Genomic DNA, 22,295 nt, shown 5'->3' with positions numbered 1-22,295 from the left:
TTCAATTTCACCCGGGTAATATTTGCGGCATGAACCTGCCGCCTGAAACCAAACGCGCCCTCACCCGGCAATACAAGGAAAGCGTGCGCCCCGCTGGCGTCTTCGCGGTCCGAAACCAACTGAGCGGCCGCGTCTACGTGTCCGGCAGCCTCGACGTCGAAGGCGCCATGAACCGCGCGCGCTTCGAGCTCAACCTGCGCTCGCACCGCAACAAGGCGTTGCAGCAGGACTGGCTTGCGGACGGCGCCGCGCAATTCAGCTTCGAGGTGGTCGACCGCGTCAAGGAACGCCAAGACGACCCGGCCTTCGACCGCGCGGGCGAACTCAAAAAACTGCTGGCGCTGTGGCAGGAAGAACTGCAGTGCTTCGGCGAGCGCGGCTACAACACGCCATGAACCCGATGAACCCCACCGGCCCCGACGCGCTGGGCTTCTGCCTGGCCCTGGGCCGCGCCCAGGCGAGCCTCACGCTGCGGCTCGACGCGGACCTCGGCGCCTTCCACGGGTTGAACTTCGGCGACTTCACCCTCCTCTACCTGCTGATGCGCGCGGACCACGGCCGCCTGCCCATGGCGAGCCTTGCGCGCACCTTGGGCTTGCCGATGTCGGCGCTGATGCGCAAGATGGTCCAGCTCGAAAAAACTGGCCTCGCCGAGCGCGTGGCCGGCCCCGAAACCGATCCGCGGCGCCATGCGGCGCTGCGTGCCGGCGGAAGGCAACTGGCGCAGGGCGCCGTTGCCACCGTCGAAGCCCATTGCAAGGAAGCCGTGCATCCGATCGACCCGCAAGCCCTGTGCGCCACGCATGCCGCGCTGCTCGCAATGAGCGGTGACAACGTGCCGCACGCCTGAGCGCATCAGCGGGTAGATTACGCACCTCGTTCTCTCCGCCTCCCCTGATCTGCACGATCTCCGGGAGACAAGACACACACCCGAATGTCACCAGACAACCCACCAACCACCCTGACAGTGTTCTTCGGTTTCCAGCGCGTCGCACAGGGCACCAAGGCCGAAGTGCTCGACCAGCTGCGCCGCCGCGACGATCCCGGTCCGTACCTGGTGTTCGACGACCAGACCGGCGCGCAGTTCGACCTGGACCCGCGCGACCTGCACGCCCTGCCCCCTTCACCGGCCTCGCCTGCCTCGGGCCTCAAGGCCGGCGAAGCGGGTGCCCTGCGTGAACACCGCGAAAACCGCGAACATCGCGACGACGCGCCGCGCGGCGTCGGCCGGCCCAAGCTGGGCGTGGTCGCGCGCGAGGTCACGCTGCTGCCGCGCCACTGGGACTGGCTCGGCCGCCAGCCCGGCGGCGCATCGGTCGCGCTGCGCAAGCTGGTCGACGACGCGCGCCACGTGCACGCCGACCGCGACACCGTGCGCGCCGCGCGCGAAGCCACCTACCGTTTCATGACCGCCATCGCCGGCGACCTGCCCGGCTTCGAGGAAGCCACCCGCGCGCTGTTCGCGGGTGAAGAGCAACGTTTCGGCCACCTGATCGAACCCTGGCACGCGGACCTGCGCGCCCATCTGAAAAAACTGTCCGCCGCGAGCTGGACTCCCCGATGAGAACAACAACAGAGACATCCGCGGGCGGCAGCGTCGGCGGCACCGGCAGCGCCACTGGCCAGAGCGGCCTGCAGGGCGTGCCCGTGGCGCCCGTCAACGCCCCGCGCCCGCTGTGGAAGGTGTTCCTTTTCTTCCTCGCGCCGATGCTGCTCAGCAACATCCTGCAGTCGCTGTCGGGCACGCTGAACAACATCTACGTCGGGCAGATGCTCGGCGTGCGCGCGCTGGCGGCCGTGTCGAGCTTCTTCCCGGTGATGTTCTTCTTCATCGCCTTCGTCATCGGCCTGGGCGCCGGCGCCTCGGTGCTCATCGGCCAGGCCTGGGGCGCGCGCGACGTCGCCAAGGTCAAGGCCGTGGCCGGCACCACGCTGTCGGTGGGCATCCTGATGGGCCTGCTGGTCGCGGTGTTCGGCGGGATCTTCACCACGCCGATGCTGGCCTCGCTGGGCACGCCGCCCGACGTGCTGGCCGACTCCACGCGCTACGCCCGCATCATGCTGATCGCCATGCCGGGGCTGTTCGTGTTCCTGATGTCCACCGCCATGCTGCGCGGCGTGGGCGACACCATCACGCCGCTGTTCACGCTGGTCATCTCTACGCTGGTCGGCCTGATGGTCACGCCCGCGCTCATTCGCGGCTGGGGCGGCCTGCCTCAGCTGGGCGTGGCCAGCGGCGCCTGGGCCACGGTGCTGGCCTTCGTGGTGGCGACCATCTGGCTGGGCTTTCGGCTGCGCCAGCGCAAGAGCCCGCTCGCGCCCGACGCCGAGTTCTTCCGCCACCTGCGCATCCAGCCGCAGCTGCTGAAGGCCGTGTTGAAGATCGGCGTGCCCACGGGCGTGCAGATGATCGTGGTGGCGCTGGCCGAAGTGGTGCTGCTGTCGATGGTCAATGCCTACGGCTCCAACGCCACCGCGGCCTACGGCGCGGTGAACCAGGTGGTGGCCTACGTGCAGTTCCCGGCCATCTCGATCGCCATCACCACCTCGATCCTGGGCGCGCAGGCCATCGGCGCGGGCCGCGCCAACCGGCTGGGCGCCATCGCCAGGACGGCGCTGCTGATGAACCTGGTGCTGACCGGCGGCCTGGTGCTGCTGGGCTACCTGTTCTCGCGCCACCTGATGGGCTTCTTCATCACCAGCGCGCCGGTCATCGAGATCGCCCAGACACTGCTGCACATCATGCTGTGGAGCCTGGTGATGTTCGGCATGGCCTCGGCGCTGTCGGGGATCATGCGCGCCAGCGGCTCGGTGCTGGTGCCCACGCTGATCTCCATCGTCTGCATCCTGGGGGTGGAGGTGCCGGTGGCCTACGTGATGGGCCACCGCATGGGGCTGGACGGTATCTGGATCGCCTACCCCGCCACCTTCGGCGCGATGCTGCTGCTGCAGACCGGCTACTACCAGCTGGTGTGGCGCAAGAAGGCGATCCACCGGCTGGTGTAGCGCCCTCCTCGGCGGGGACCCGGGGGCCCGCGGCGGATCACATTCCGTCGTAGGCCTTCTTCACCTCGGCGATGTCGAGCTTGACCATCTTCATCATCGCCTGCATCGCGCGGGCCGCCTTGGCCGGGTCCTTGTCCTGGAACATCCTGATCACGGCGGTGGGCGCGACCTGCCACGACACGCCGAAGCGGTCGGTGAGCCAGCCGCACTGCACCGGCTGGCCGCCGCCTTCGAGCAGCTTCTCCCAGTAGTTGTCGACCTCGGCCTGCGTCTCGCACTTCACGTACATCGAGATGGCCGGCGTGAACTTGTACTCCGGCCCGCCGTTGAGCACCATGAACTCCTGCCCTTCGAGCTCGAAGGTCGAGGTGAGCAGCTTGCCTTTCTTGGCGGGGTTCACGTCGCCCCACAGCAGCGTGTCGGTGACGCGGGAGTTCGCAAAGATGGCGGAGTAGAACTTCAGCGCGTCTTCGCCGTTGCCGTCGAACCAGAGGCAGGGAACGATCTTTTGCATGGGGGTCTCCTTGGTTGAAAGATGAACCTGAGAGTTCAGTATCCAAGCGATGGGCGCGCCCTGTCAACCCGTGCGGGGCCGGTCAGCAAGAAGTTCCCATGCCGCGCAGCGGTCAGCCTGGATGCGCAAGCTGCACGCGAAACCCCACGCCCCTGCAGGGCGACAGGCCTTCGACGATCGCCACCTGCCCGCCCATGCGGTGCGCGGCCTGCATCACGATCGCCAGGCCCAGCCCCGAGCCGCTCGCCTCCTGCCCGAGCCCGCGATAGAAGCGCTCGAACACGCGCGGTTGTTCCGCGGCGGGAATACCGGGGCCGTCGTCCGCCACCGAGAGCATCAGGCCTTCGTCGCCGGCGCGCAGCGTGACGACCACCTGCGCGCCGTCGTGCACATAGCGGATGGCGTTGTGCAGCAGGTTCTCCAGAATCGACTGGAACGCCGGCATGTCGATGTCCGCCTCCAGGCTGTCGGGCGCCTCGAAGGTCAGCTCGATGCCGCGTGCCATCGCCCGCGGCACGGCCTGCGCGATGAGCTGCCGCGCGAACTGCGCCGCGTCGATGCGCTGAGGCACCGCAGGCTGGGCGTCGTCGAGCAAGGCCAGCTCGAGCAGTTGCTGCGTCAGGTGCGACGCGCGCGCAATCGCCTGCTCCAGGTGGTGCTGCGCGCTTTCGCGCTCCTGCGCGTTGCCGGCACCCGCGAGCGCATGCGCCTGCGCGGCGATCACGGCCATCGGCGTGCGCAGTTCGTGCGCCGCGTCGTGCACGAACGCGCGCTCCTGCGCCACCTTGTCGCGCAGCTGCTGCAGCATGCGTTCGAGCGCGGCGGTGAGCGGCTTGAGTTCCGCATAGGGCGGATCGAAGCCGATGGGCGACAGGTCGGTCCTGCCGCGGCGCGCGATGCGGTCGGCCAGCTTCTGCAGCGGCCGCAGCCCGTGGCGCACCGCCAGCCACACCGGCAGCAGCACCAGCGGAAACGCCAGCAGCAGGTGCGGCAGCACGCGCCCCGCGTTACGCTCCACCACCCACGAGCCGGTGATCGGCGGCTCCGCGAGGTGCAAGGTCCACCGGCCGGCGTCGCTGCCGTAGACCCAGTACGGGGAGCCGCCCAGGTCGGCTTCGATCACCTGCGCGAGCGGGCCTTCGAGCTGCCGGCTCCCCAGGTTCGGCGATGCGTAGACCCAGCGGCCATCGTGCCGGTCGCGCAACTGCATCAGCGTGCTGCCGCCCGGATTGCCGCTGATGCGCAAGGTGTCGAACTGCGTGGCTGCCGCCTTCATGACGGTCACGGCCTCGCCCTCGTCCTTCACCTCGAGCAGCGACGCGGTGAGCGCGCGGCCGAACTTCTTCAGGCCCTGGTCGACGGCCAGCGCCTGGCGGAACTGGATGTAGAAGTACAGCAGCAGCATCGCCCACACCAGGAAGAACGCCGCCAGCAGCGCCAGCAGCACGCGCTGCCCGATGGTGGGCCGCAGCCAGCGGCGAAGCATTGCGATTGCAGCAGTCATCCGGCGCTCATGCGGCCAGCATGTAGCCCACGCCGCGCACCGTGTGCACCAGCGTGCTGCCGATCTTGCGCCGCAGGTTCGACACGTGCACCTCCACGGCCGCGAAGTCCACGGGCTCGCCCAGCGGTTCCAGCTTCTGCGCCAGCACGCCCTTGGCCACCACCGCGCCGGGCTCGCGCGCCAGCTCCAGCAGCAGCCTGAATTCGCGCGGCGACAGGTCCAGCGGCTTGCCGTGCAGCGAGGCCGTGTGCCGGCGCGGCTCGATGGTGAGCGGGCCCAGCGCCCAGGCCTCGCTGGCCTGGCGGGCCGAGCGGCGCAGCACGGCGCGGATGCGCGAGATGAGTTCCGCCGTGGCAAAGGGCTTGATGACGAAGTCGTCGGCGCCGCCGTCGAGCCCGGCCAGCCGGTCTTCCACGGCCGAACGCGCCGTGATGACGATCACCGGCAGCGCGCTGCCCTCGCGGCGCCAGCGTGCCAGCAGGTCGAAGCCGCTGCCGTCGGGCAGCGACAGGTCGAGCAGCACGCAGTCGAACAACGCGGCGTCGGGCACGCGCGGCGCGTCGGCGGCGCGGCGGCGCCACTCGCTGCTCAGGCCGTCGACCTTCAGCGCGGCCTGCAAGGCGCGGCCAAGGTCGAGGTCGTCTTCGATCAGCAGGATGTGCACGAGGGCGATTGTGCGGGAGCCGACCTTTGGCTTTGCCAAAGGTTCGGCCGCACAGAATCCGGGGACACAAGAAAGGGACACGAAGACATGGGAACCACGCAACGACCACTTCGCCGCCGCATCGCCGCCCTGGCCCTCGCCGGCGGTTCGCTTGCGCTGCTCGGCGCCTGCGGCACCGCACCCACGCACCCGGCGCTGGTGTCGGCCGAGCAGAACAACACGCTGCCGCCGCTCGTGCCCATGCGCCGCTTCGTCGCGAACGTCGATGCCGTCAACGGCCACGTGCTCTCGCCCGACGGGCAGCAGCTGGTGTCGGTGCAGACCGTGGGCACCGACGTGGGCCTGGGCGTGCGCAAGACCGCCGATGCCGCCGAGCCGGGCGGCGCCGGCACGCGCACCTTCACCACCGGCACGCTGGCGCGGCCTTTCGTCTCGGGCCCGACCTACACCTGGCTGCGCAACAGCCGCCACATCGCCTACCTGAAGGACTTCACCGGCGACGAGAACACGCAGATCTTCGTGCTCGACACGCAGTTGCCCGACGCCAAGCCGTGGGCCGTCACGCCCGGGGCCGGCATCCGCTCGGCCTACGTGGGCGCGGGTGCGCCGGGCAGCGCGAGCTTCTTCTTCTCGAACAACCGGCGCGACCGCTCCAGCATGGACCTGTTCGAGGCCGATGCGCTCACCCGCGCCGTGCGCGAGGTGGCGCGCAGCGAGCCCGGCAGCCGCGTGGTCGGCTGGTTCATCGACACGCAGCGCGAGCTCGCCGGGCGCATGCGGCAGCTCGGCGACGACGACGGCTCCGACCTGGTGCTGGAACTGCGGCAGCCCGACGGCAGCTGGCGCGCCTTCAGGACCGTGCAGGCCTTCGACAGCTACTGGCCCCAGCGCATCGACCGCGCCGCGGGCAAGCTCTGGGCATTCACGAACGTGGGCCGCGACAAGCTCGTGCTGGTCGAGACCGACCTGGCGACCGGCAACGAGAAGGTGCTGGCCGAGAACGCTGAGGTCGACCTCGACTACGGCGTGTTTCCGCCGCAGCAGGGCGGCCCCCTCGCCTACGTCTACGAACCCGACAGGCCGCGCATCGCCTACCTCGACGCCGCGCTCGAACGCGACGTGCGCACGGCGGTGAAGCAGGCACGCGAGCGCGGATGGCTCGACGCCGAGCCCGTCATCGCCCGGCCGTGGAGCATGTCGGAAGACCGCCAACGCCTCGTGGTGAGTGCCGTGACCGAAAACGAGGGCACGGAGCTGCTGTGGGACCGCGGCACGCAGCAGGTGCAGCGCCTCACGCCGCCGCGCCCGCCCACCAACGCCCTCTTCTCGCCGATGGAGCCCTTCTCGTTCAAGGCGTCCGACGGCCTCGTGGTGCACGGCTACCTCGTGCGCCCGCGCGGTGTGCAGGGCCCGGCGCCGCTGGTGGTCGACATCCACGGCGGCCCCTGGGTGCGCGACCGCTGGCGGGCAGCCAGCTACAACGGCACGCAGATGCTGGCCAACCGCGGCTATGCCGTGCTCAACGTGAACTACCGCGGCTCGACGGGCTATGGCCGCGCCTTCATGATGGCCGGCGCCAACGAAACCAACGGCCGGCTGCAGCGCGACATCGCCGAGGCGGTGCAATGGGCCATCGACCGGGGCGTGGCCGACCCGCAGCGCATGGCGGTGCTCGGCGCGAGCTTCGGCGGCTATTCGGTGCTCACGCAGCTGATCCAGAAGCCGCACGACTACCGCTGCGGCGTCGATTTGGTCGGCGTGGCCAACTGGCCGCGCGTGATCGAGAACTGGCCGCCGTTCTGGCGCAACCGCCACTACTTCGCGGCGTTCTACGGCGACGTGAACAAGCCCGAAGAGCGCGCGCGGATGCTGAAGAACTCGCCCATCTCGCAGATCGACCGCATCACCGCGCCGCTGCTGGTGATCCATGGCGGCAACGACGTGCGCGTGCTGCGGCAGGACTCCGACGACGTGGTCGCCGAGCTGCGCAAGCTGGGCCGGCCGGTCGAGTTCATGACCTTTCCCGACGAAGGCCACAGCGTGCGCAAGTGGCGCAACCGGCTCGCCCAGTCGCGCAAGATCGAAGACGCGCTGGCCACCTGCCTGGGCGGGCGCAGCAACGGCTTCGACTTCTACGAGCTGATGCCGCGCCAGCAGTGACGCCCGCCGCGGCGGCAACGAAGCGTGCCGCCGCCGTGCGCTACCAGCGGTACGTGGCCGTGGCCACCGCCGTGCGCGGGTAGCCGTAGTAGCAGTTGCCGTAGCCGCAATTGGCGATGTAGGTCTTGTTGGTCAGGTTGCGCAGGTTCAGCGCCAGGCTCCAGCGGTCGATGTCGTAGCCCACCATCGCGTCGAACACGGTCGATGCCGGCACGCGGTTCGGTGCCACCGATTCGCCGTCGCCGTAGTTCGAGCCCGTGTAGCGCGCGCCCAGGCCCACCTTCACGCCGTTGGCGAAGCGGTAGTCCGCCCACACCGACAGCCGGTGGCGCGGCACGGCCGTGGCCTGCTTGCCGATTTCGCCCGGGTTGGCGCTGGCCGTGACGATGGCGCGCGGCGTGTAGCTGTAGGAGGCCGTGAGGTTCAGGCGCGCCATCAGCTCGGTGGTGGCCTCCAGCTCGAGCCCGCGCACCGAGATCTCGCCGGTCTGCTTGGGCAGGAAGTTGCCGTCGTAGCTGATGTAGTTCTTGCGGCGCAGGTCGAACACCGCGGCGCTGTACATCTCCTTGCGGCCCGGCGGCTGGTAGCGGATGCCGGCCTCGTACTGCTTGCCGCTTTCGGGCTTGAACGGGTCGCCCGAGACCGGGTCGATGACGCCCGTCGGCGCGAACGATTCCGAGTAGCTCAGGTACGGCGCCCAGCCGCTAGGGTGCAGGTAGACCAGCCCCGCGCGGCTGGTGAACTTGTGGTCGCGAATGCGCTGGCGCGAGCCGTCCAGGCGGCTGTCGATGGTGCTCTCGGCGCTGTCGTAGCGCCCGCCCAGCGTCAGCGTCCAGCGGTCGTCCCACTTGATCTGGTCCTGCAGGTACACGCCGGTCTGCGTCAGGCGCGTGATGCCGTTGAAGTACGGCTGCGGCACCTCGATGGGGCCGCCGTACACCGGCGCGTAGGCGTTCAGCAGCGACGCGCTGCCGCCGCTGAAGGTGAACTGGTCGATGCGGGTGCGCTGGTAGTCCAGCCCCACCAGCACCTTGTGCTGCGCGCCGCCCACGCGGAAGTCGGCCTGCGCCTGGTTGTCGAGCGCCACCGCGCCGATGTTCTCGCGGCTGCCGAACACGCTGCGCGCGAGCAGCTGGAAGTTGGCCGGGTCGGCCGAGAAACCGGGGTTCACCGTGGCGAAGCCCGACAGCTGCGTTCCCTGGTAGTCGAGCTTCTGGTGCGCATAGCGTGCGTTCTGGCGCACCGTCCAGGTGTCGTCGATGCGGTGCTCGAATTGGTAGCCGACCATCTCCTGGTCCTGGTTGAAGCGGTCGAAGCCGGGCTCGCCCACCGACAGCCGCGACGGGATGTAGGTGCCGATGGCGGTCGGCTCCAGCGAACCGATCTTGGGCCGCGCGCGGGTGTACACGCCGCTGCGCGTGCGGGTGAACTGCGACAGCAGCGTGAGCGTGGTGTCGCCGGACGGCTTCCAGGTGAGCGACGGCGCAATGTAGGTGTGGTCGTCGGCCTCCTTCAGCGCGGGCAGTTGCGCGTCGCGCAGCACGCCGGTGATGCGGTAGAGCACCTTGCCGTCGGCGTCCAGCGCGCCCGAGAAGTCGCCCGCCACCTGCTTGCGGTTGTGGTCGCCCAGTTGCAGCTGCAGCTCGCGCACCGGCTCGGCCGTGGGGCGCTTGCTGACCACGTTCACCACGCCGCCCGGCCCGCTCATGCCGTACAGCACCGACGACGGCCCGCGCAGCAGCTCGATGCGCTCGGCGCCGTAGTTCTCGGTGCGCCACACGCCCCAGGTGCTGTTGTTGCGCAGCGGCAGGCCGTCCAGGTAGAAGCCCGGCGAATAGGCGTCGAAGCCGCGCAGCGAGACCCAGTCGTAGCGCGAATCGGCGCCGTAGGTGGTGGTCGACACGCCCGGCGTGTAGCCCAGCGCGTCTTTCAGGTTGGCGGCGCCGATGGCTTCGATGCGGTCGGCCGTGATGACCGAGATCGACTGCGGCGTCTCCACGATCGGCGTGTCGGTCTTGGTGCCGGTGGCGCTGCGCCTGGCCACGTAGCCCTGCACGCGGCCGGTCGCGTTTTCGTCGCCGTCGGCCACAACAGTCACGGCCGGCAGCGTGGAGGAACCCGAGGCCGGCGCGGTCTTGATGACGGCCGCGTTGCCTTCCATGCTGGCCGCCAGCCCGCTGCCGGCCAGCAGCCGGTCGAGCGCCTGGCGCGGCGTGAGCTTGCCCGAGATGGCGGCCGCGCTCTTGCCGGCGACCAGGCTCTGCTGCACGACCAGCTGGAGCCGGGTCTGGCGGGCCCAGTCGTTCAGCGCCTCGGCCAGCGGTTGCGCGGCGATGCTGATCTGCTGCGGCGCGCCCTGCGCCAGGGTCTGCGTCTGAGCCTGCGCCCACAGCGGCGTGCTCGCCAGGGCAAGCGCGATGGCCAGGGCAAGCGGCGCCGGCGTCGTCTTCAAGCGGTTCATGAAAAAGCGTCCTCCAGTTGGTGAATACAAATAGTTCTTATCTGGGTTGACGCACGACCCGCTGCAAATCCCGTAGGCGCGGCGAAAAAATTTTCACCCCCACTTGTTGCTGCTGCTGTCCATGCCGCTCGCTTCGGTCGCCACGCGAGCGGCCTCCTTTGTTCACGGTTGTCACAACAGGTGACAATGTCGGTCCTCGTCTTCGCCGGACGCACCGCTCGGTGCGGCCAAGCCTCCGTCCGGCCTGAAGCACGCGAGCAGCTCTACGGGAAAGCGGATGACGCAAGAATGGGCCCCCTCGGCATGGGGCCGACTGATCACCAGGTCGCCGCTGTGGCGGTTGCGCCTGGTCAACGAAGGCCTCGAGCTTTCCATCGACGGACAGGCGCATGTCGCGCCCATTGGCGGCAGCTCCCCACTGCACGCGGCGCGCGGTGTGTTCTGGAGCGCGCTGGTGCTCGACCTGTCGCACGCCGGCGCGGTGCGGGTCGACGGCCTGCCCAACCTCGAACTCCAGTCGCTCGAAGACGCCATTGCGTCCGTTCTCGCCGAGCAGCGCCGGCGCAGGCGCCGCGAGACCTTCGGCAAGGCCCACGGCCAGATCCGCAATTGGCTGGGCAAGACCTTCGGCCACATGAAATGGGCGACGCAGGAGCGGCGCTGGATCACGCACGAGCAACAGCAGGCGATGCTGCGCGACCGCCCCACCCTGTCGGTCAGCGAAGAGCAGCTGTGGGAACTGTTCCGCGATGCGGATGCCCGCGCCGCGGAGCCCGAGCCGGTCGAACGCATCGAAGAGCACCTGAAGGCATGGCGGGGTGACTGGCCGGCCGCCTGGGCTCGCATGAACGAGCAGCACGTCGAGCAGGAGCTGATCGCCTCCAACGACCTGTTCGACCATGTGGAAAGCAAGCCGCTCACCCAGGAACAGGCCCGCGCGGTGATCTGCTTCGACAACCGCGTGCAGGTCGTGGCGTCGGCTGGATCGGGCAAGACCTCGACCATGGTCGCCAAGGCGGCCTATGCAATCCAACGCGGCTTCATGGCGCCCGAGCGCATCGTGCTGCTGGCGTTCAACAAGAAAGCCGCCGAGGAGCTGCAGCAGCGCGCCGAGCTGGCCTTCCAGCGCCTGGGCATGGAAGGCGTGACCGTGGCGGCGCGCACCTTCCACGCGCTGGGGCTGGGCATCGTCGGCAAGGCCACGGGCCGGAAACCCGACGTTCCCGGCTGGGCCGTCGACACCCTGGCGGGGCTCGAAAAACTCAACGGCATCGTCGACCGGCTCAAGGACCAGTCCGACGATTTCCGCACCCGCTGGGACATGTTCCGCCTGGTGTTCGGACGCGACCTGCCCCGCTTCGGCGCCGAGACGAGCGGCGACGAGTGGGACAAGGAGGGCAACGTCTGCGTGCGCACCCTGCGCGGCGACCGCGTGCGCAGCGACCAGGAGCGCCTGATTGCCGACTGGCTGTTCTACAACGGCGTCGACTACGAATACGAACGCAGCTACGAGTTCGACACGGCCACGGCCGACCACCGGCAGTACCGCCCCGACTTCTACTACCCCGCCATTGCGCTCTATCACGAGCACCTGGCGCTGAACGCCGAAGGCCAGGCCCCGCCGCAGTTCGCCGGCTACCTCGACGGCGTGGCGTGGAAGCGCGAAGAGCACGAGCGCCGCGGCACGGCGCTGGTCGAGACGACCTCGCACCAGGCGTACACCGGCCAGCTGTTCGCCCATCTCGGCGCGGCCCTGACCGCGCGCGGCGTCGTGCTCGACCCGAACCCCGACCGCCCGATTCCCGAGTTCGGCCAGATCCCGCTCGACAACGCCGACCTGGTGAAACTGGTGCGTACCTTCATCAGCCACGCCAAGAGCAACAGCCTGGGCATCGACGCGATGACCGAGCGGCTCGAAAAGATGCCCGGCGACAGCTTCAAGCACCGCCACCGCATGTTCCTCGGGCTGGTTGCGCCCATCCTCCAGGCCTGGGACGCAGCCCTGGCGGCGGAAGGCGGCGTCGACTTCGAGGACATGCTCAACCAGGCCGCGGAATACCTCGAACAGGGCCGCTGCGAGCTGCCGTACGACCTGGTGATGGCCGACGAATTCCAGGACGCGTCGCGCGCCCGCGCCCGTCTGTGCCGTGCGCTGGTGCAGAAGCCCGGGCGCCACCTGTTCGCCGTGGGCGACGACTGGCAGTCGATCAACCGCTTCGCGGGCGCCGATGTGTCGGTGATGACCGGCTTTCGCGAGTGGTTCGGCCACGGCCAGTTGCTGCGGTTGGAGCAGACCTTTCGTTGCCCGCAGGAGCTGTGCGACGCGTCGAGCCGCTTCGTTTCCAGGAACCCGGCGCAGATCGAGAAAGCCGTGCGTTCCGTCGCGCCGGCGCGCGGGCCTGTGCTGCAGGCCTTCCAGGTCCCCGATCGCAACCGCCTGCAGAACGCCGTCGACGGCCACCTGGCCCGGCTCTACCAGGACCTGGTCGACGGCACGGCACTCCCCGGGCGCGGCGGCAAGGTGTCGGTGTTCATCCTCGGGCGCTACAACGCGGACCGGAGCTACCTTCCGGTCCACTGGAAGGCGCGCTACGGCGACCGCATGGACATTTCCTTCCTCTCAGCGCACCGCTCCAAGGGGGCGGAGGCCGACTACGTGATCCTGCCCGGCATGGTCCGAAAGGGTTTTCCCAACCTGCGTCCGGACGACCCCGTGCTGGCCTTGGCCATGCCGAACGGCGACACCTACCCGCTCGGCGAGGAACGGCGCCTGTTCTACGTGGCGCTGACCCGCGCACGCCGCTGCGTGACCATGTTCACCGTGCGCGGGCAGGCATCGCCGTTCCTGGACGAACTGGTGAAAGACGGGGCCGTGACGGTCGTGAGCACGGACGGCGAGCCTGTCGAAGAGGAGCGGTGCCCGGTGTGCAAGCACGGCGTGATCGTGCCGCGCAACGGGCCTTATGGCCCGTTCCGCTCGTGTTCCAGCTACCCGAAATGCGAGCACAGGCCGAGGAAAAAGCCGGCACGGTAGGCGCCGGCCCGTGCCGCGCCTCGTGCCGCGCCCCGTGCCGCGGACAGGACCGATGTGCCTACTGCGCCAGCACGACCTCGGCGGCCGAGCCGGCTTCCTTCAGCCGCACCGGCAAGGCACTCGGCAGCGCGCGCCGCAGCGTGCGCGCGTCGCGCGGGTCGAAGGTGCCGCTCAGGCGCAGCGCGGCCACGGCCGGGTCGTTCACCACCAGCCCCGTGCTGCCGTAGCGCTCGAGTTCGGCCAGCGCGCGCGACAGCGGCGTGTCTACAAAGCTCAGCCGGTGCGCCTGCCAGGGCGCGATGCCTTCGCCCGGCACGGCCGACACCGCCGCAAGCACGCCGCGCGCGTCGCTTTCCACCTGCTGGCCGGCCGTGAGGAAGACGGCGTTCTTCGCGTCGCCGTCCCGGCGCAGCACGCACACCTTGCCCTCTTCCACCGACACCCGCGCCCCGTCGGCGCCCGCGATGCCCGGCGTGTGCCGCACGGCAAAGCGCGTGCCGACCACGCGCACCTGCAGCGGCCCGGCCAGCACGTCGAACGGCCGGCTCGCGTCGGACTGCACCAGGAAGACGGCCTGTCCGTCGATCAGCGTCACCTCGCGGCGGTCGCGGAACAGCCGCACCTCCATGTGGGTGGCGGTGTCCAGGCGCAGCCGCGTGCCGTCGGGCAGCGGCACTTCGAGCTGCTGCCCGCGGCGCGTGGCAAAGGCCTGCTCGAACACCGGCTGCGCTTGAATTTCGCGCCAGCCGAGGTAGCCGGCGCCCACGGCCATGCCGGTGATGCCGAATGCGAGCGCCGGTTTCAGGAAGCCCCGGCGCGTGGGGGTGGCTGCAGCCTGCTGCCCCGTGAAGCCGCGGCGCCAGCCGGCGACCGTCTCGGGCGAGATCGCGTCGAGCGATTCCCAGCGCGACTCCCACTGCGCGTAGGCCGTGCCGTGCCGCGCATCGGCGCCGAGCCAGGCCTGGAACTCGCGTTCGTCCGGCGCGCGCCAGTCCTCGCGGTGGCGGCGCACGAACCACTCGAGCACGTCCTGTCGAAGGCGCGATGCGTCCTGGTCGTGTGGCTGTGACAGCGGTGGCATGGGGGGCGTCATGGCTCGGCGAGCTCTCCTATGGATGTAGACGCACGAGCGGCTTCCAACCCGGTAACGCGCGTCCTCGCTTCTTGTTCATCGTGGGCGCTCTTCGTCACCGTTCGTGCGCTCCAGGCAGGCCCAGCAGGCGTCCATGGCAATGCGCAGCTGCATCTCCACCGTACGCACCGAAATGCCCATGCGCGCGGCCACCTCGGCATACGACAGGCCGTCGAACTTGAACAGCACGAAGGCCTCGCGGCAGCGCGGGGGCAGCCTGTCGATGGTCTCGACCATGGCCGCCAGGCCCTGCCCGGAAGACAGGATGGTGTCGGGCTCGAAGGTCTCCGGGCCCATGACGTCGTCGAGCTCGCGCGGCTCCTCGTGCGTCGCGGCCCCGTCGTTCCCCGCGCGCACGCTGGTGCGGCGGTGATGGTCGGTGACCAGGTTGCGCGCGGTGCGGTACAGCAGCGCGCGCGGGTCGCGCACCACGCTGCCGGTGCGCTGCGCCTCGTAGACCCGGGCATAGCTCTCCTGCGCCAGGTCGGCCGCGGTGGCGCGGTCGGACACCTTTCGGGAGAGAAAGCTCAGCAGCTCGCGGTAATAGCGTTCGAACACAGGCGCACCACAGCCGGAATGGAGAAGTCGAAGTCCAGGGGCAGGTTGGCTTCGACACGACGTGGCTGACCTGAGGCGATTCAGAAAACGGGAAGCGGCGATTATCAGCGGCTTCGCGACCGCTGGCGGTCGCGAAGCCGCCTGACGTTGCCTGAAGTTGCCGACAGCCTCAGGCGAGGCCGTAAAAACCCAGGTCCGAGCGCACCCCCGCGTTCTTCGTGAACGCCACGGGATCGAAGCCTTCCTGCGCGAACCTGGCCTTCACCAGCACGGCGGCCGAGGCCACGGCCTGCTCGCTGGCCCACTCGACCACGGTCACCACGTTGAACTCCCCGGTGCCGCCGGTCTGGTTCAGCACATGCGCGCGCAGGCAGCCCGGCAAGCTGCGCAGCGTGTGCTGGATGCGCTGCATCTGCGCGATGAATGCCGGGCGCACCTCGGCGGGCACGACGAACTTGTCGATGCGGAAAACAGGCGCGGGCCCAAGCGGACGGGCAACGGAATGGTTCGGCATGGCGGGGTTCCTTGGAATGTGCACACAGGGCCTGTGCGCTGGCGTGAATTCTCAAACCTCAAGTAAAGTTGAGGTCAAGAGCTTTCTGGATTTTTTCTTCCAATGAACGACGCACTGCAAAAAGCCGGCATCTCCCCCACGCTCACCGTCGGCGAGGTCGCGCGCCGCAGCGGCGTCACCGTGTCCACGCTGCACTTCTACGAAACCCAGGGACTGGTCAGCAGCACGCGCACGGCCGGCAACCAGCGCCGCTATGCACGCACGATGCTGCGCCGCGTGGCCTTCGTGCGGGTGGCGCAGCGCGTGGGCATCTCGCTGGCCGACATCGGCCAGGCCCTGGCCACCCTGCCCTCGGGTGCCGCGCCGAGCCGCGAAGACTGGGCCCGGCTGTCGGCCGCGTGGCGGGCCGAGCTGGACGAGCGCATGGCGCAGCTGCAGAAGCTGCGCGACACGCTCGACGACTGCATCGGCTGCGGCTGCCTGTCGATCGACCGGTGCAAGCTGCGCAACCCGGCGGACCGGCTCGCCGCCGAAGGCCCGGGGCCGCAGCGGCTGCTGGTCAGGGGCGCGAAGCCCGCCGCCTAGAAGTTGTAGAGCGCGGCCGGGTTGTCCACCAGGATGCGCCGGCGCGTGTCGTCGCTGCTGGCCCACGAAAACAACAGGTCGTACAGCGGCGCGCTTTCGGGCCGCGGGCTGCGCCCCGGGTGCGGCCAGTTGCTGGCCCACAGGCAGCGCTCGGGAAAGGTCTCGGCCAGCGTGCGCGCCAGCAGGCTCACGTCGTCGTAGCCGGGCGCGCCGGTCTTCGAGGTTTCGTAGGGCGCCGAAAGCTTGATCCACACGCGCCCCGAATCGATCACGCGCAACAGCGACTGGAACGACGGGTGGCTCGGTGCCACCGGCTCGAGAAACTTGCCGTTGTGGTCCAGCACCAGCCGGCACGGCAGGCGCTTGAGCACCTCCTCGTGCGCGGGCATGGTGCGGCCGTCGAGTTGCAGGTTGACCATCCAGTCGGCGTTGGCCATGCGCGCGGCCATCGGCTCGAGCGACTCCCAGCCCAGCACGCCGCCGATCATCATGTAGCGCACGCCGCGCATGCCGCCCGCGTGCAGGCGCGCGATCTCTTCGTCGGCCACGTCGGGCGCCACCAGTGCAATGCCGCGCGCCGCATCGCCGAACTGGGCCAGCGCGTCGAGCGTGCAGCTGTTGTCGAAGCCGTAGCCGGTCGGCTGCACCACCACCGCGCGGTCGATGCCCAGTGGCACCTGCACCTGCTCGCGGTAGAGCGACACCGGCGAATGCGGCGGCACCCACGCGACGTTCGGGAGCAGCGCGAAGCGGTCTTCGTAGATGTGCACGTGGCAGTCGCAGGCGCCGGGGTAGCGCGTGTTCCGGGTGGGTTCCATGGGGCGTCTCGAAGGGAGTGGATCGAAGGGAGTGGATCGAAAGGTCAGGTGCGCACGCCGAAGGCCTGCTGCCAGCGGTAGGCCTCGGCCGCGTTCACCGCGCCCTTCGGCGCCCTGCCCTGGAAGATCTCGGCGAGCTGCGACACGGTTTCCATTGCCTGGTGCTCCACGGCCGGCGGCGTGAGGCCGCCGATGTGCGGCGTGGCGATCACGCGCGGGTGCGCCGCCACGCGCGGCGACGGCATCTGGTCGGGCGCGCGGCCCACGTCGAGCGCGCAACCGGCGATGGTGCCGGCGTCGAGCGCGGCGAGCAGCGCGTCTTCGTCCACCAGGTTGCCGCGCGCGGCATTGACGAAGAACGCGTGCCGCTGCATGGCGGCGAAGGCCCTGGCGTCCATGAGGTTCTCGGTGGCTTCGGTGGCGGCGGCCAGGCACACGACGAAGTCCGAGCGCGCCAGCAGCGCGTCGAAGCCCACCTGTTCCAGCCCGGCGCGCTCGATGCGCGCGAACGGGTCGTGCACCACGGTGCGCATGCCCAGTGCCAGCGCGACGTCGCACAGGTAGCGGCTGATCTGTCCGTAGCCGATCACGCCCAGCGTGCTGCCGCGCAGCTCGCGCCCCATGGCCGGCGCCACCGGCCGGCCCGCGTGGTAGCCCTCGGCCGAAGCGCTCACGTGCCGGCCCAGGTCGATCATCACGCCCACGATCCACTCCGACACCGAGGCGATGAACCCGGCGCTGGCCTGCGTCACCAGCACGCCGTGGCGGCTGGCCGAGGCCACGTCGATGTTGCGGATGTCGATGGCGCAGCGCACGAAGGCCTTCAGCTTCGGCAGCGCGGCGAACAGGGCCTCGTCGCCCACCGTCTGGCGGTAGGAAATGAGTGCGTCGCAGTCCTTGGCGAGCTCGGCGATCTCCGCCGATGAAAGATCCGTGTCCGTGGGGTTGAAACGCACCTGCGTCACCTGGGCAATGTCCCGCAACGCGGCGGTGGCGCGGTCGCCGAAATAGTGGGCGAGCTTGCTCTGCGGGTGGCTGACGAAAACCGTGGTCATGAAGAGAAAGAAGAAGAGAGAAAAAGGCTCTTGCTCGAATGAAGGCTAGCCGCGCGGCGGCGCGACCGAATCGCGCGCCACCAGCGTGGGCGCGAAGACGAATTCCTGCGTGGCCATCGACGGGTCGGCCAGGCGGCTCATCACCCGCTCGACCATCACCTGCGCCATCTCGGGCACGGGCACGCGCACCGAGGTCATGGCCGGGTGCATGAGCGTGGAGAGAAACACGTTGTCGATGCCGATCACCGACACGTCCTGCGGCACCGACAGCCCCGCATCGCGAAAACCCGCCATCAGGCCGAAGGCCAGCAGGTCGTTCACGCCGATCACGCCGGTCGGGCGCTTCCTGGCGCGCGCCAGCTCGCCCGCCTGCATGCGGCCGAGCTCGCTCATCATCGAGTCGCCGTACTCGTCGACCGGCAGGCCCTCGATGACCTGCGCACTGTCTTCGAGGCCCGCCGTCTTCGCGGCGGCCAGAAAGCCGTTGATCTTCTCGCCGCGGCTCATGGTGCGGCCCGACGGCGTGACGAAGGCCAGCCGGCGGTGACCCTGCGCGATGAGGTGCTGCGTGGCGATGCGCGACGACTCGAAGCTGTCGACCGTCACGTGGTCGATCACCGAGGCCATGCCCGGCGTGGCGCGCCGGTCGTAGCTCACCACCACCAGCCCGCGCTCGGCCGCGGCCTCCACGTGCTGCTCGTCGACCAGCGACGAGATGATGATCACGCCGCGCACGCCGTGGGCCATCAGGTCCTCGAAGAAATGCGCCTCCTTGGCGGCGTCGCGGTAGGTGTTGCCGATCATGATGCGAAAGCCGTAGCGCTCCTGCGCCAGCGTCTCGACCTCGCGGGCGATGAAGCCGTACATCGGGTTGGCCATCGACGGCACCAGCAGCCCGATGAGCGGCGTATGGCCCGTCTTGAGCTGCCGCGCCGAGGTGTTGGGCCGGTACTTCAGCTCGCGGATGGCGGTTTCCACGCGCGCCAGCGTCTCCTTGGCCATGCGGTCGCTGCGACCGTTCAACACGTTCGACACGGTGCTGGTCGACACCCCCGCCCGCTGGGCGACATCGCTGATTCTGCTCACGGCTTCCTTCCTGTTGTCTCTTGTCCCGGCCTCATGCAGCCGCTACATCCCCATGCGCGTCGGCAGCCACGTGGAAAACGCCGGCACCAATACCAGCACCACGAGGGTAACGAACAAAACGGCCAGGTATTTCATCATCGGCCTGGCCACGTCCTTCACCTGCGTGCCGGTGATGGCGCAGGTGGCGAACAGGCCCAGCCCGACCGGCGGCGCGAACAGCCCGAAGCCCATGGCAATGACCATCACCGTGCCGAAGTGCAGCGGGTTCACGCCCAGCTGCGAGGCGATGGGCGTGAGCAGCGGCCCGAAGATGATGAGCGCCGGCGCGCCTTCCAGGATGGCGCCGAACACGATCATGATGAGCACCGACAGCATCACGAACATGGTGCTGCCGTACGAGTGCGCAAAGCCGACCATGAACTCCGACAGGTACTGCGGGATCTGCTGGATCGTGAGCGCGAACGACAGGCTCGACGCCGCCGCCACGATGAAGAGAATGCCGCCCGCCATCGACGCCGAGCGCACGAACAGCCGCGCCACCGACTTCACCGTGAGCTCGCGAAACGCCAGCCAGCCCACCACCAGCGCATAGACCACCGCGAAGGACGACACCTCGGTGGAAGTGGCCACGCCCGAGGTCACGCCCTTGCCGATCATGGCCACCATCACCAGCGCCACCAGCGCGCCGCCCAGCAGGCGGAACATGGGCGTGCGCACGTCGAAGGCCTCGTCGGGGTCGATGCGCGTGCCCACGTAGATCGTCACCGCCGCCAGCGACACCGCGAGCACCACCGCCGGAACCAGCCCCGCCATGAACAGCCCGGCAATCGAGATGTTGGCCACGAAGCCCATGATGATCATGTTGATGCACGGCGGAATGGTCTCGGCCATGACCGCGGTGCAGGCCAGCAGGCCGGCCGTTTCGTTCGGGTCCTGCCGGGTCTTGCGCACGGCCGGCATGATGATGCCGCCCACCGCCGCGATGTCCGCCAGCTTGGAGCCCGACACGCCCGAGAAGAACGCCGTGGCGGTGATGGTGATGAGGCCCAGCCCGCCGCGCAGCCGTCCGAACATGCGCAGCAGCAGCTCGATGAGGCGCGACGACATGCCGTTGGCCTCCATCAGCAAGCCGGCCAGCACGAAGAACGGAATGGCCAGCAGCACGTAGTGGTCGGTGCCCGCCATCACCTGCTGCGAATACACCAGCATGGGCAGCGACGGGTCGGCCATGAAGAACACCAGCGACGACAGCGCGAGCACGAAGGCAATGGGCATGCCCAGCGCCATGCCGCCCAGAAAGCCCGCGGTGAGCAGCGCCCACGGCGGGATGGCGTGCTCGCTCACGAGCATGTTCCAGCCCGCCACCGCGGCCGCCAGCGCCAGCACCGCGCCCAGCGTGGCCCACACCCTGCGCCGCGGCCCGTTCACCGCGTTGGCCAGGCCGAACAGCGTCATGAACAGGCTGCCGATGGCCACCGGGTACACGTAGATCCACTGCGGCAGGCCGATGGAGGTGGTCATGTTGTACGAGTCGGCCAGCAGCTCGCACGACGAGGCGAAGAGGCTGGCCGACACGCCCACGACGATCCAGCTGCCGAGCTGGATCAGCGCCGGCTGCCAGCTCGCCGGCAGCATGCCGCGGAACAGGTCCACGCCCACGTGCTGGCTGCGCGCGAGCACCGTGGCCGCGCCGAAGAACACCTGGATCACCATCAGCGCGCGCGCCACCTCCTCGGCCCAGTCGAAGGGGTCGTGCAGGAAGTAGCGGAACACCACCGAGATGAACACCACCACCACGTCGATGGCCAGCACCGCGCCGGCCGCGTACTCGGTCATGCGCATGAGCCAGGCGAGCCAGCGGCCCGCGGCGTGGCTGGCGTCGAAGCCCACGGTCTGCAGGGCACCGTGACCTGTGGGCCCTGTGTGCTCTGTGTTCGCCGGCTGCGTGGCTTGCGTGGCTTGCATCGGCAATGAAATGCTCGACATGGCCGCTCAGGCCCGCGCGGCGTTGATGGCGGCGAACAGCGGCCCGGTCTCCGGGTACTGCCTGGCGAAGCCGGCCCAGAGCTTGGTTTCCATTTCCTTGCGCACCTGGTCGCGCTCGTTCCTGGCCATGGGCGTGAAGCTGATGCCGAGCTTCTTGAGCTCTTCCACCACCTGCTGCGTGCGCTCGCTGCCGATCTGGCGCTGCTGCAGCGTGGCGTCGGCCGCGGCCTTCAGGAAGGCCGGGCGCAGCGCGGCGGGCACGCGGTCCATCGCGCGCTTGCCGGCCACGCAGACCATGGGGCTGAACAGGTGCTCGGTCATCCAGCAGTGCTTGACCACCTCGTTGAGCTTGTTGGCCAGCACCGTGCCCGCGTCGTGCTCGAAGCCGTCGACCACGCCGGTCTGCGCCGCCATGTAGAGCTCGCCGAACGAGATGGGCGTGGGGATCGCGCCCATGATCTTGAAGGTCTCGATGAAGGCCGGCGTGGGCAGCACGCGCAGCTTCACGTTCTTCACGTCGGCCAGGCCCTTCACCGGCTGCTTGGTGTAGACGTTGCGCGCGCCGTAGTGCGCGCCCCAGGTGATGATCTGGCAGCCGGTGCTCTTCACCAGCATGTCGTTGAGCCTGGGGCCCACGCCCGCCTCCACCGCGCGCGACACGTGCTCGTAGCTGTCGAACAGGTAGCCCAGGTCGAGCATGCCGAGCTGCGGCGTCACCGTGGCCCAGATCGACGAGCCCGTGAGCATCATGTCGATCGAGCCCACCTTCACCTGCTGCACCACGTCGCTTTCCTTGCCGAGCTGGTTGTTCGGAAAGTAGTCGATGCGGATCTGCTCGCCCACCGCCTTCTTCAGGTTGGCCTGCATCAGCTGCGCCCACGCGAAGTGCGAGGAGTTGAGGTCGGCCACGTGGGACGACGACAGCCGCAGCGCCACGGCTTTCTCCTGCGCGAAACCGTACGGCGAGAAGCCCGCCGTGGCCGCGGCGAGCGACAGGGCGGACGATGCCTGGACGAAGCGGCGGCGTGAGAACGGGGTCGAAGGCGAAGCGGAAAGTGAAGTCGATGGCGAGGTCATTTCTTGTCTCCTGAGGATGGTCGGGTCGAGCGCCCGTCATGGCTGGGATGCTGGCTGAGCTGACTTGGTGGAACGATTTACTGTATCGATACACAAGAACCCCGGCAATGCGCTTCCGATAGGTGTTTTCCTTCGTAAACG

General features: G+C 69.1%; 19 protein-coding genes. 7 read left to right on the top strand and 12 right to left on the bottom strand.

Annotated elements, in window-relative coordinates:
• Nucleotides 1–29 precede the first annotated feature (29 nt).
• The 4 genes from BM013_RS01210 to BM013_RS01195 all read left to right on the top strand — a co-directional run bounded on the left by BM013_RS01210 (nt 30) and on the right by BM013_RS01195 (nt 3,006).
• A complete protein-coding gene (locus tag BM013_RS01210) occupies nt 30–395 on the top strand; it encodes a GIY-YIG nuclease family protein (RefSeq protein ID WP_093121790.1) in 366 nt (121 codons plus the stop codon).
• Nucleotides 392–850: a MarR family winged helix-turn-helix transcriptional regulator gene (locus tag BM013_RS01205; protein ID WP_256221348.1), complete on the top strand. Its 459-nt coding sequence runs from the start codon at nt 392–394 to the stop codon at nt 848–850. Before BM013_RS01210 ends, BM013_RS01205 begins: the two co-directional genes overlap by 4 nt.
• An 84-nt stretch (nt 851–934) precedes the next feature.
• Nucleotides 935–1,564, top strand: a complete 630-nt coding sequence (locus BM013_RS01200) for a DUF2239 family protein (protein WP_093121787.1) — start codon at nt 935–937, stop codon at nt 1,562–1,564.
• A complete protein-coding gene (locus BM013_RS01195) occupies nt 1,561–3,006 on the top strand; it encodes an MATE family efflux transporter (RefSeq protein WP_093121784.1) in 1,446 nt (481 codons plus the stop codon). The genes BM013_RS01200 and BM013_RS01195 overlap by 4 nt, the downstream gene beginning before the upstream one ends.
• Nucleotides 3,007–3,043: 37 nt before the next feature.
• Here the strand turns inward: BM013_RS01195 and BM013_RS01190 are convergent, their stop codons facing one another.
• The 3 genes from BM013_RS01190 to BM013_RS01180 all read right to left on the bottom strand — a co-directional run bounded on the left by BM013_RS01190 (nt 3,044) and on the right by BM013_RS01180 (nt 5,688).
• A complete protein-coding gene (locus tag BM013_RS01190) occupies nt 3,044–3,520 on the bottom strand; it encodes a VOC family protein (protein ID WP_093121782.1) in 477 nt (158 codons plus the stop codon).
• Between the two features lie 112 nt (nt 3,521–3,632).
• Nucleotides 3,633–5,024, bottom strand: a complete 1,392-nt coding sequence (locus BM013_RS01185; RefSeq protein ID WP_093121779.1) for a sensor histidine kinase — start codon at nt 5,022–5,024, stop codon at nt 3,633–3,635.
• 7 nt (nt 5,025–5,031) lie between these two features.
• Entirely contained in the window at nt 5,032–5,688 is a 657-nt protein-coding gene (locus BM013_RS01180) for a response regulator (RefSeq protein ID WP_093121777.1), read from the bottom strand.
• Between the two features lie 87 nt (nt 5,689–5,775).
• On the opposite strand from BM013_RS01180, the gene BM013_RS01175 reads away from it, so the two are divergent.
• Nucleotides 5,776–7,848 carry an alpha/beta hydrolase family protein gene (locus BM013_RS01175; protein ID WP_093121775.1) on the top strand — a complete coding sequence of 691 codons (2,073 nt, stop codon included), beginning with the start codon at nt 5,776–5,778 and terminating at the stop codon, nt 7,846–7,848.
• Nucleotides 7,849–7,888: 40 nt separating this feature from the next.
• Here the strand turns inward: BM013_RS01175 and BM013_RS01170 are convergent, their stop codons facing one another.
• Nucleotides 7,889–10,309: a TonB-dependent siderophore receptor gene (locus tag BM013_RS01170; RefSeq protein WP_143098220.1), complete on the bottom strand. Its 2,421-nt coding sequence runs from the start codon at nt 10,307–10,309 to the stop codon at nt 7,889–7,891.
• Between the two features lie 277 nt (nt 10,310–10,586).
• Here BM013_RS01170 and BM013_RS01165 point away from each other — a divergent pair, with 277 nt between their 5' ends.
• Complete coding sequence (locus BM013_RS01165; RefSeq protein WP_093121772.1) at nt 10,587–13,343, top strand: UvrD-helicase domain-containing protein; 2,757 nt, start codon at nt 10,587–10,589, stop codon at nt 13,341–13,343.
• A 58-nt stretch (nt 13,344–13,401) separates the two neighbouring features.
• Here BM013_RS01165 and BM013_RS01160 read toward each other — a convergent pair whose 3' ends face one another.
• The 3 genes from BM013_RS01160 to BM013_RS01150 all read right to left on the bottom strand — a co-directional run bounded on the left by BM013_RS01160 (nt 13,402) and on the right by BM013_RS01150 (nt 15,547).
• Complete coding sequence (locus tag BM013_RS01160) at nt 13,402–14,424, bottom strand: FecR family protein (RefSeq protein ID WP_093121770.1); 1,023 nt, start codon at nt 14,422–14,424, stop codon at nt 13,402–13,404.
• 87 nt (nt 14,425–14,511) lie between these two features.
• Nucleotides 14,512–15,033, bottom strand: a complete 522-nt coding sequence (locus BM013_RS01155; RefSeq protein ID WP_093121767.1) for a sigma-70 family RNA polymerase sigma factor — start codon at nt 15,031–15,033, stop codon at nt 14,512–14,514.
• A 169-nt stretch (nt 15,034–15,202) separates the two neighbouring features.
• The gene (locus BM013_RS01150; protein WP_093121765.1) at nt 15,203–15,547 is read right to left on the bottom strand and encodes an antibiotic biosynthesis monooxygenase; all 345 of its coding nucleotides are present in this window, start codon (nt 15,545–15,547) and stop codon (nt 15,203–15,205) included.
• A 102-nt stretch (nt 15,548–15,649) separates the two neighbouring features.
• On the opposite strand from BM013_RS01150, the gene soxR reads away from it, so the two are divergent.
• Entirely contained in the window at nt 15,650–16,132 is a 483-nt protein-coding gene (gene soxR / locus BM013_RS01145; protein WP_093121762.1) for a redox-sensitive transcriptional activator SoxR, read from the top strand.
• On the opposite strand, the gene BM013_RS01140 is transcribed toward soxR, so the two are convergent.
• From BM013_RS01140 to BM013_RS01120, 5 genes are all read right to left on the bottom strand, one after another.
• Nucleotides 16,129–16,950, bottom strand: coding sequence for an amidohydrolase family protein (locus BM013_RS01140; protein WP_093121760.1), 822 nt, complete (start codon nt 16,948–16,950; stop codon nt 16,129–16,131). The two genes, soxR and BM013_RS01140, sit on opposite strands and share 4 nt — an antisense overlap.
• Before the next feature lie 44 nt (nt 16,951–16,994).
• A complete protein-coding gene (locus tag BM013_RS01135; protein ID WP_093121758.1) occupies nt 16,995–18,005 on the bottom strand; it encodes an NAD(P)-dependent oxidoreductase in 1,011 nt (336 codons plus the stop codon).
• Between the two features lie 45 nt (nt 18,006–18,050).
• Nucleotides 18,051–19,091, bottom strand: a complete 1,041-nt coding sequence (locus BM013_RS01130) for a LacI family DNA-binding transcriptional regulator (RefSeq protein ID WP_093121755.1) — start codon at nt 19,089–19,091, stop codon at nt 18,051–18,053.
• Nucleotides 19,092–19,133: 42 nt separating this feature from the next.
• On the bottom strand, nt 19,134–20,933 hold the full coding sequence (locus BM013_RS01125) for a TRAP transporter large permease (RefSeq protein ID WP_093123278.1): 1,800 nt from the start codon (nt 20,931–20,933) through the stop codon (nt 19,134–19,136).
• A gap of 150 nt (nt 20,934–21,083) precedes the next feature.
• Nucleotides 21,084–22,154 (bottom strand): TRAP transporter substrate-binding protein, encoded by a 1,071-nt coding sequence (locus BM013_RS01120; RefSeq protein ID WP_093121752.1) that lies wholly within the window; start codon nt 22,152–22,154, stop codon nt 21,084–21,086.
• Between the last annotated feature and the right edge of the window lie 141 nt (nt 22,155–22,295).

It is taken from the genome of Variovorax sp. OK605 (genome assembly GCF_900115445.1).
GTDB lineage: Bacteria > Pseudomonadota > Gammaproteobacteria > Burkholderiales > Burkholderiaceae_C > Variovorax.
Note: the sequence above shows the minus strand (reverse complement) of the source record. Positions and strands in the feature narration are given on the sequence as shown.

Excerpts from the sequence above, each read along its gene's own strand:
- BM013_RS01210 (WP_093121790.1), top strand. The coding sequence starts at position 30 with ATGAACCTGCCGCCTGAAACCAAACGCGCCCTCACCCGGCAATACAAG.
- BM013_RS01205 (WP_256221348.1), top strand. The coding sequence starts at position 392 with ATGAACCCGATGAACCCCACCGGCCCCGACGCGCTGGGCTTCTGCCTG.
- BM013_RS01200 (WP_093121787.1), top strand. The coding sequence starts at position 935 with ATGTCACCAGACAACCCACCAACCACCCTGACAGTGTTCTTCGGTTTC.
- BM013_RS01195 (WP_093121784.1), top strand. The coding sequence starts at position 1,561 with ATGAGAACAACAACAGAGACATCCGCGGGCGGCAGCGTCGGCGGCACC.
- BM013_RS01190 (WP_093121782.1), bottom strand. The coding sequence starts at position 3,520 with ATGCAAAAGATCGTTCCCTGCCTCTGGTTCGACGGCAACGGCGAAGAC.
- BM013_RS01185 (WP_093121779.1), bottom strand. The coding sequence starts at position 5,024 with ATGACTGCTGCAATCGCAATGCTTCGCCGCTGGCTGCGGCCCACCATC.
- BM013_RS01175 (WP_093121775.1), top strand. The coding sequence starts at position 5,776 with ATGGGAACCACGCAACGACCACTTCGCCGCCGCATCGCCGCCCTGGCC.
- BM013_RS01170 (WP_143098220.1), bottom strand. The coding sequence starts at position 10,309 with ATGAACCGCTTGAAGACGACGCCGGCGCCGCTTGCCCTGGCCATCGCG.
- BM013_RS01165 (WP_093121772.1), top strand. The coding sequence starts at position 10,587 with ATGACGCAAGAATGGGCCCCCTCGGCATGGGGCCGACTGATCACCAGG.
- BM013_RS01160 (WP_093121770.1), bottom strand. The coding sequence starts at position 14,424 with ATGCCACCGCTGTCACAGCCACACGACCAGGACGCATCGCGCCTTCGA.
- BM013_RS01150 (WP_093121765.1), bottom strand. The coding sequence starts at position 15,547 with ATGCCGAACCATTCCGTTGCCCGTCCGCTTGGGCCCGCGCCTGTTTTC.
- soxR (WP_093121762.1), top strand. The coding sequence starts at position 15,650 with ATGAACGACGCACTGCAAAAAGCCGGCATCTCCCCCACGCTCACCGTC.
- BM013_RS01140 (WP_093121760.1), bottom strand. The coding sequence starts at position 16,950 with ATGGAACCCACCCGGAACACGCGCTACCCCGGCGCCTGCGACTGCCAC.
- BM013_RS01135 (WP_093121758.1), bottom strand. The coding sequence starts at position 18,005 with ATGACCACGGTTTTCGTCAGCCACCCGCAGAGCAAGCTCGCCCACTAT.
- BM013_RS01125 (WP_093123278.1), bottom strand. The coding sequence starts at position 20,933 with ATGCGCATGACCGAGTACGCGGCCGGCGCGGTGCTGGCCATCGACGTG.
- BM013_RS01120 (WP_093121752.1), bottom strand. The coding sequence starts at position 22,154 with ATGACCTCGCCATCGACTTCACTTTCCGCTTCGCCTTCGACCCCGTTC.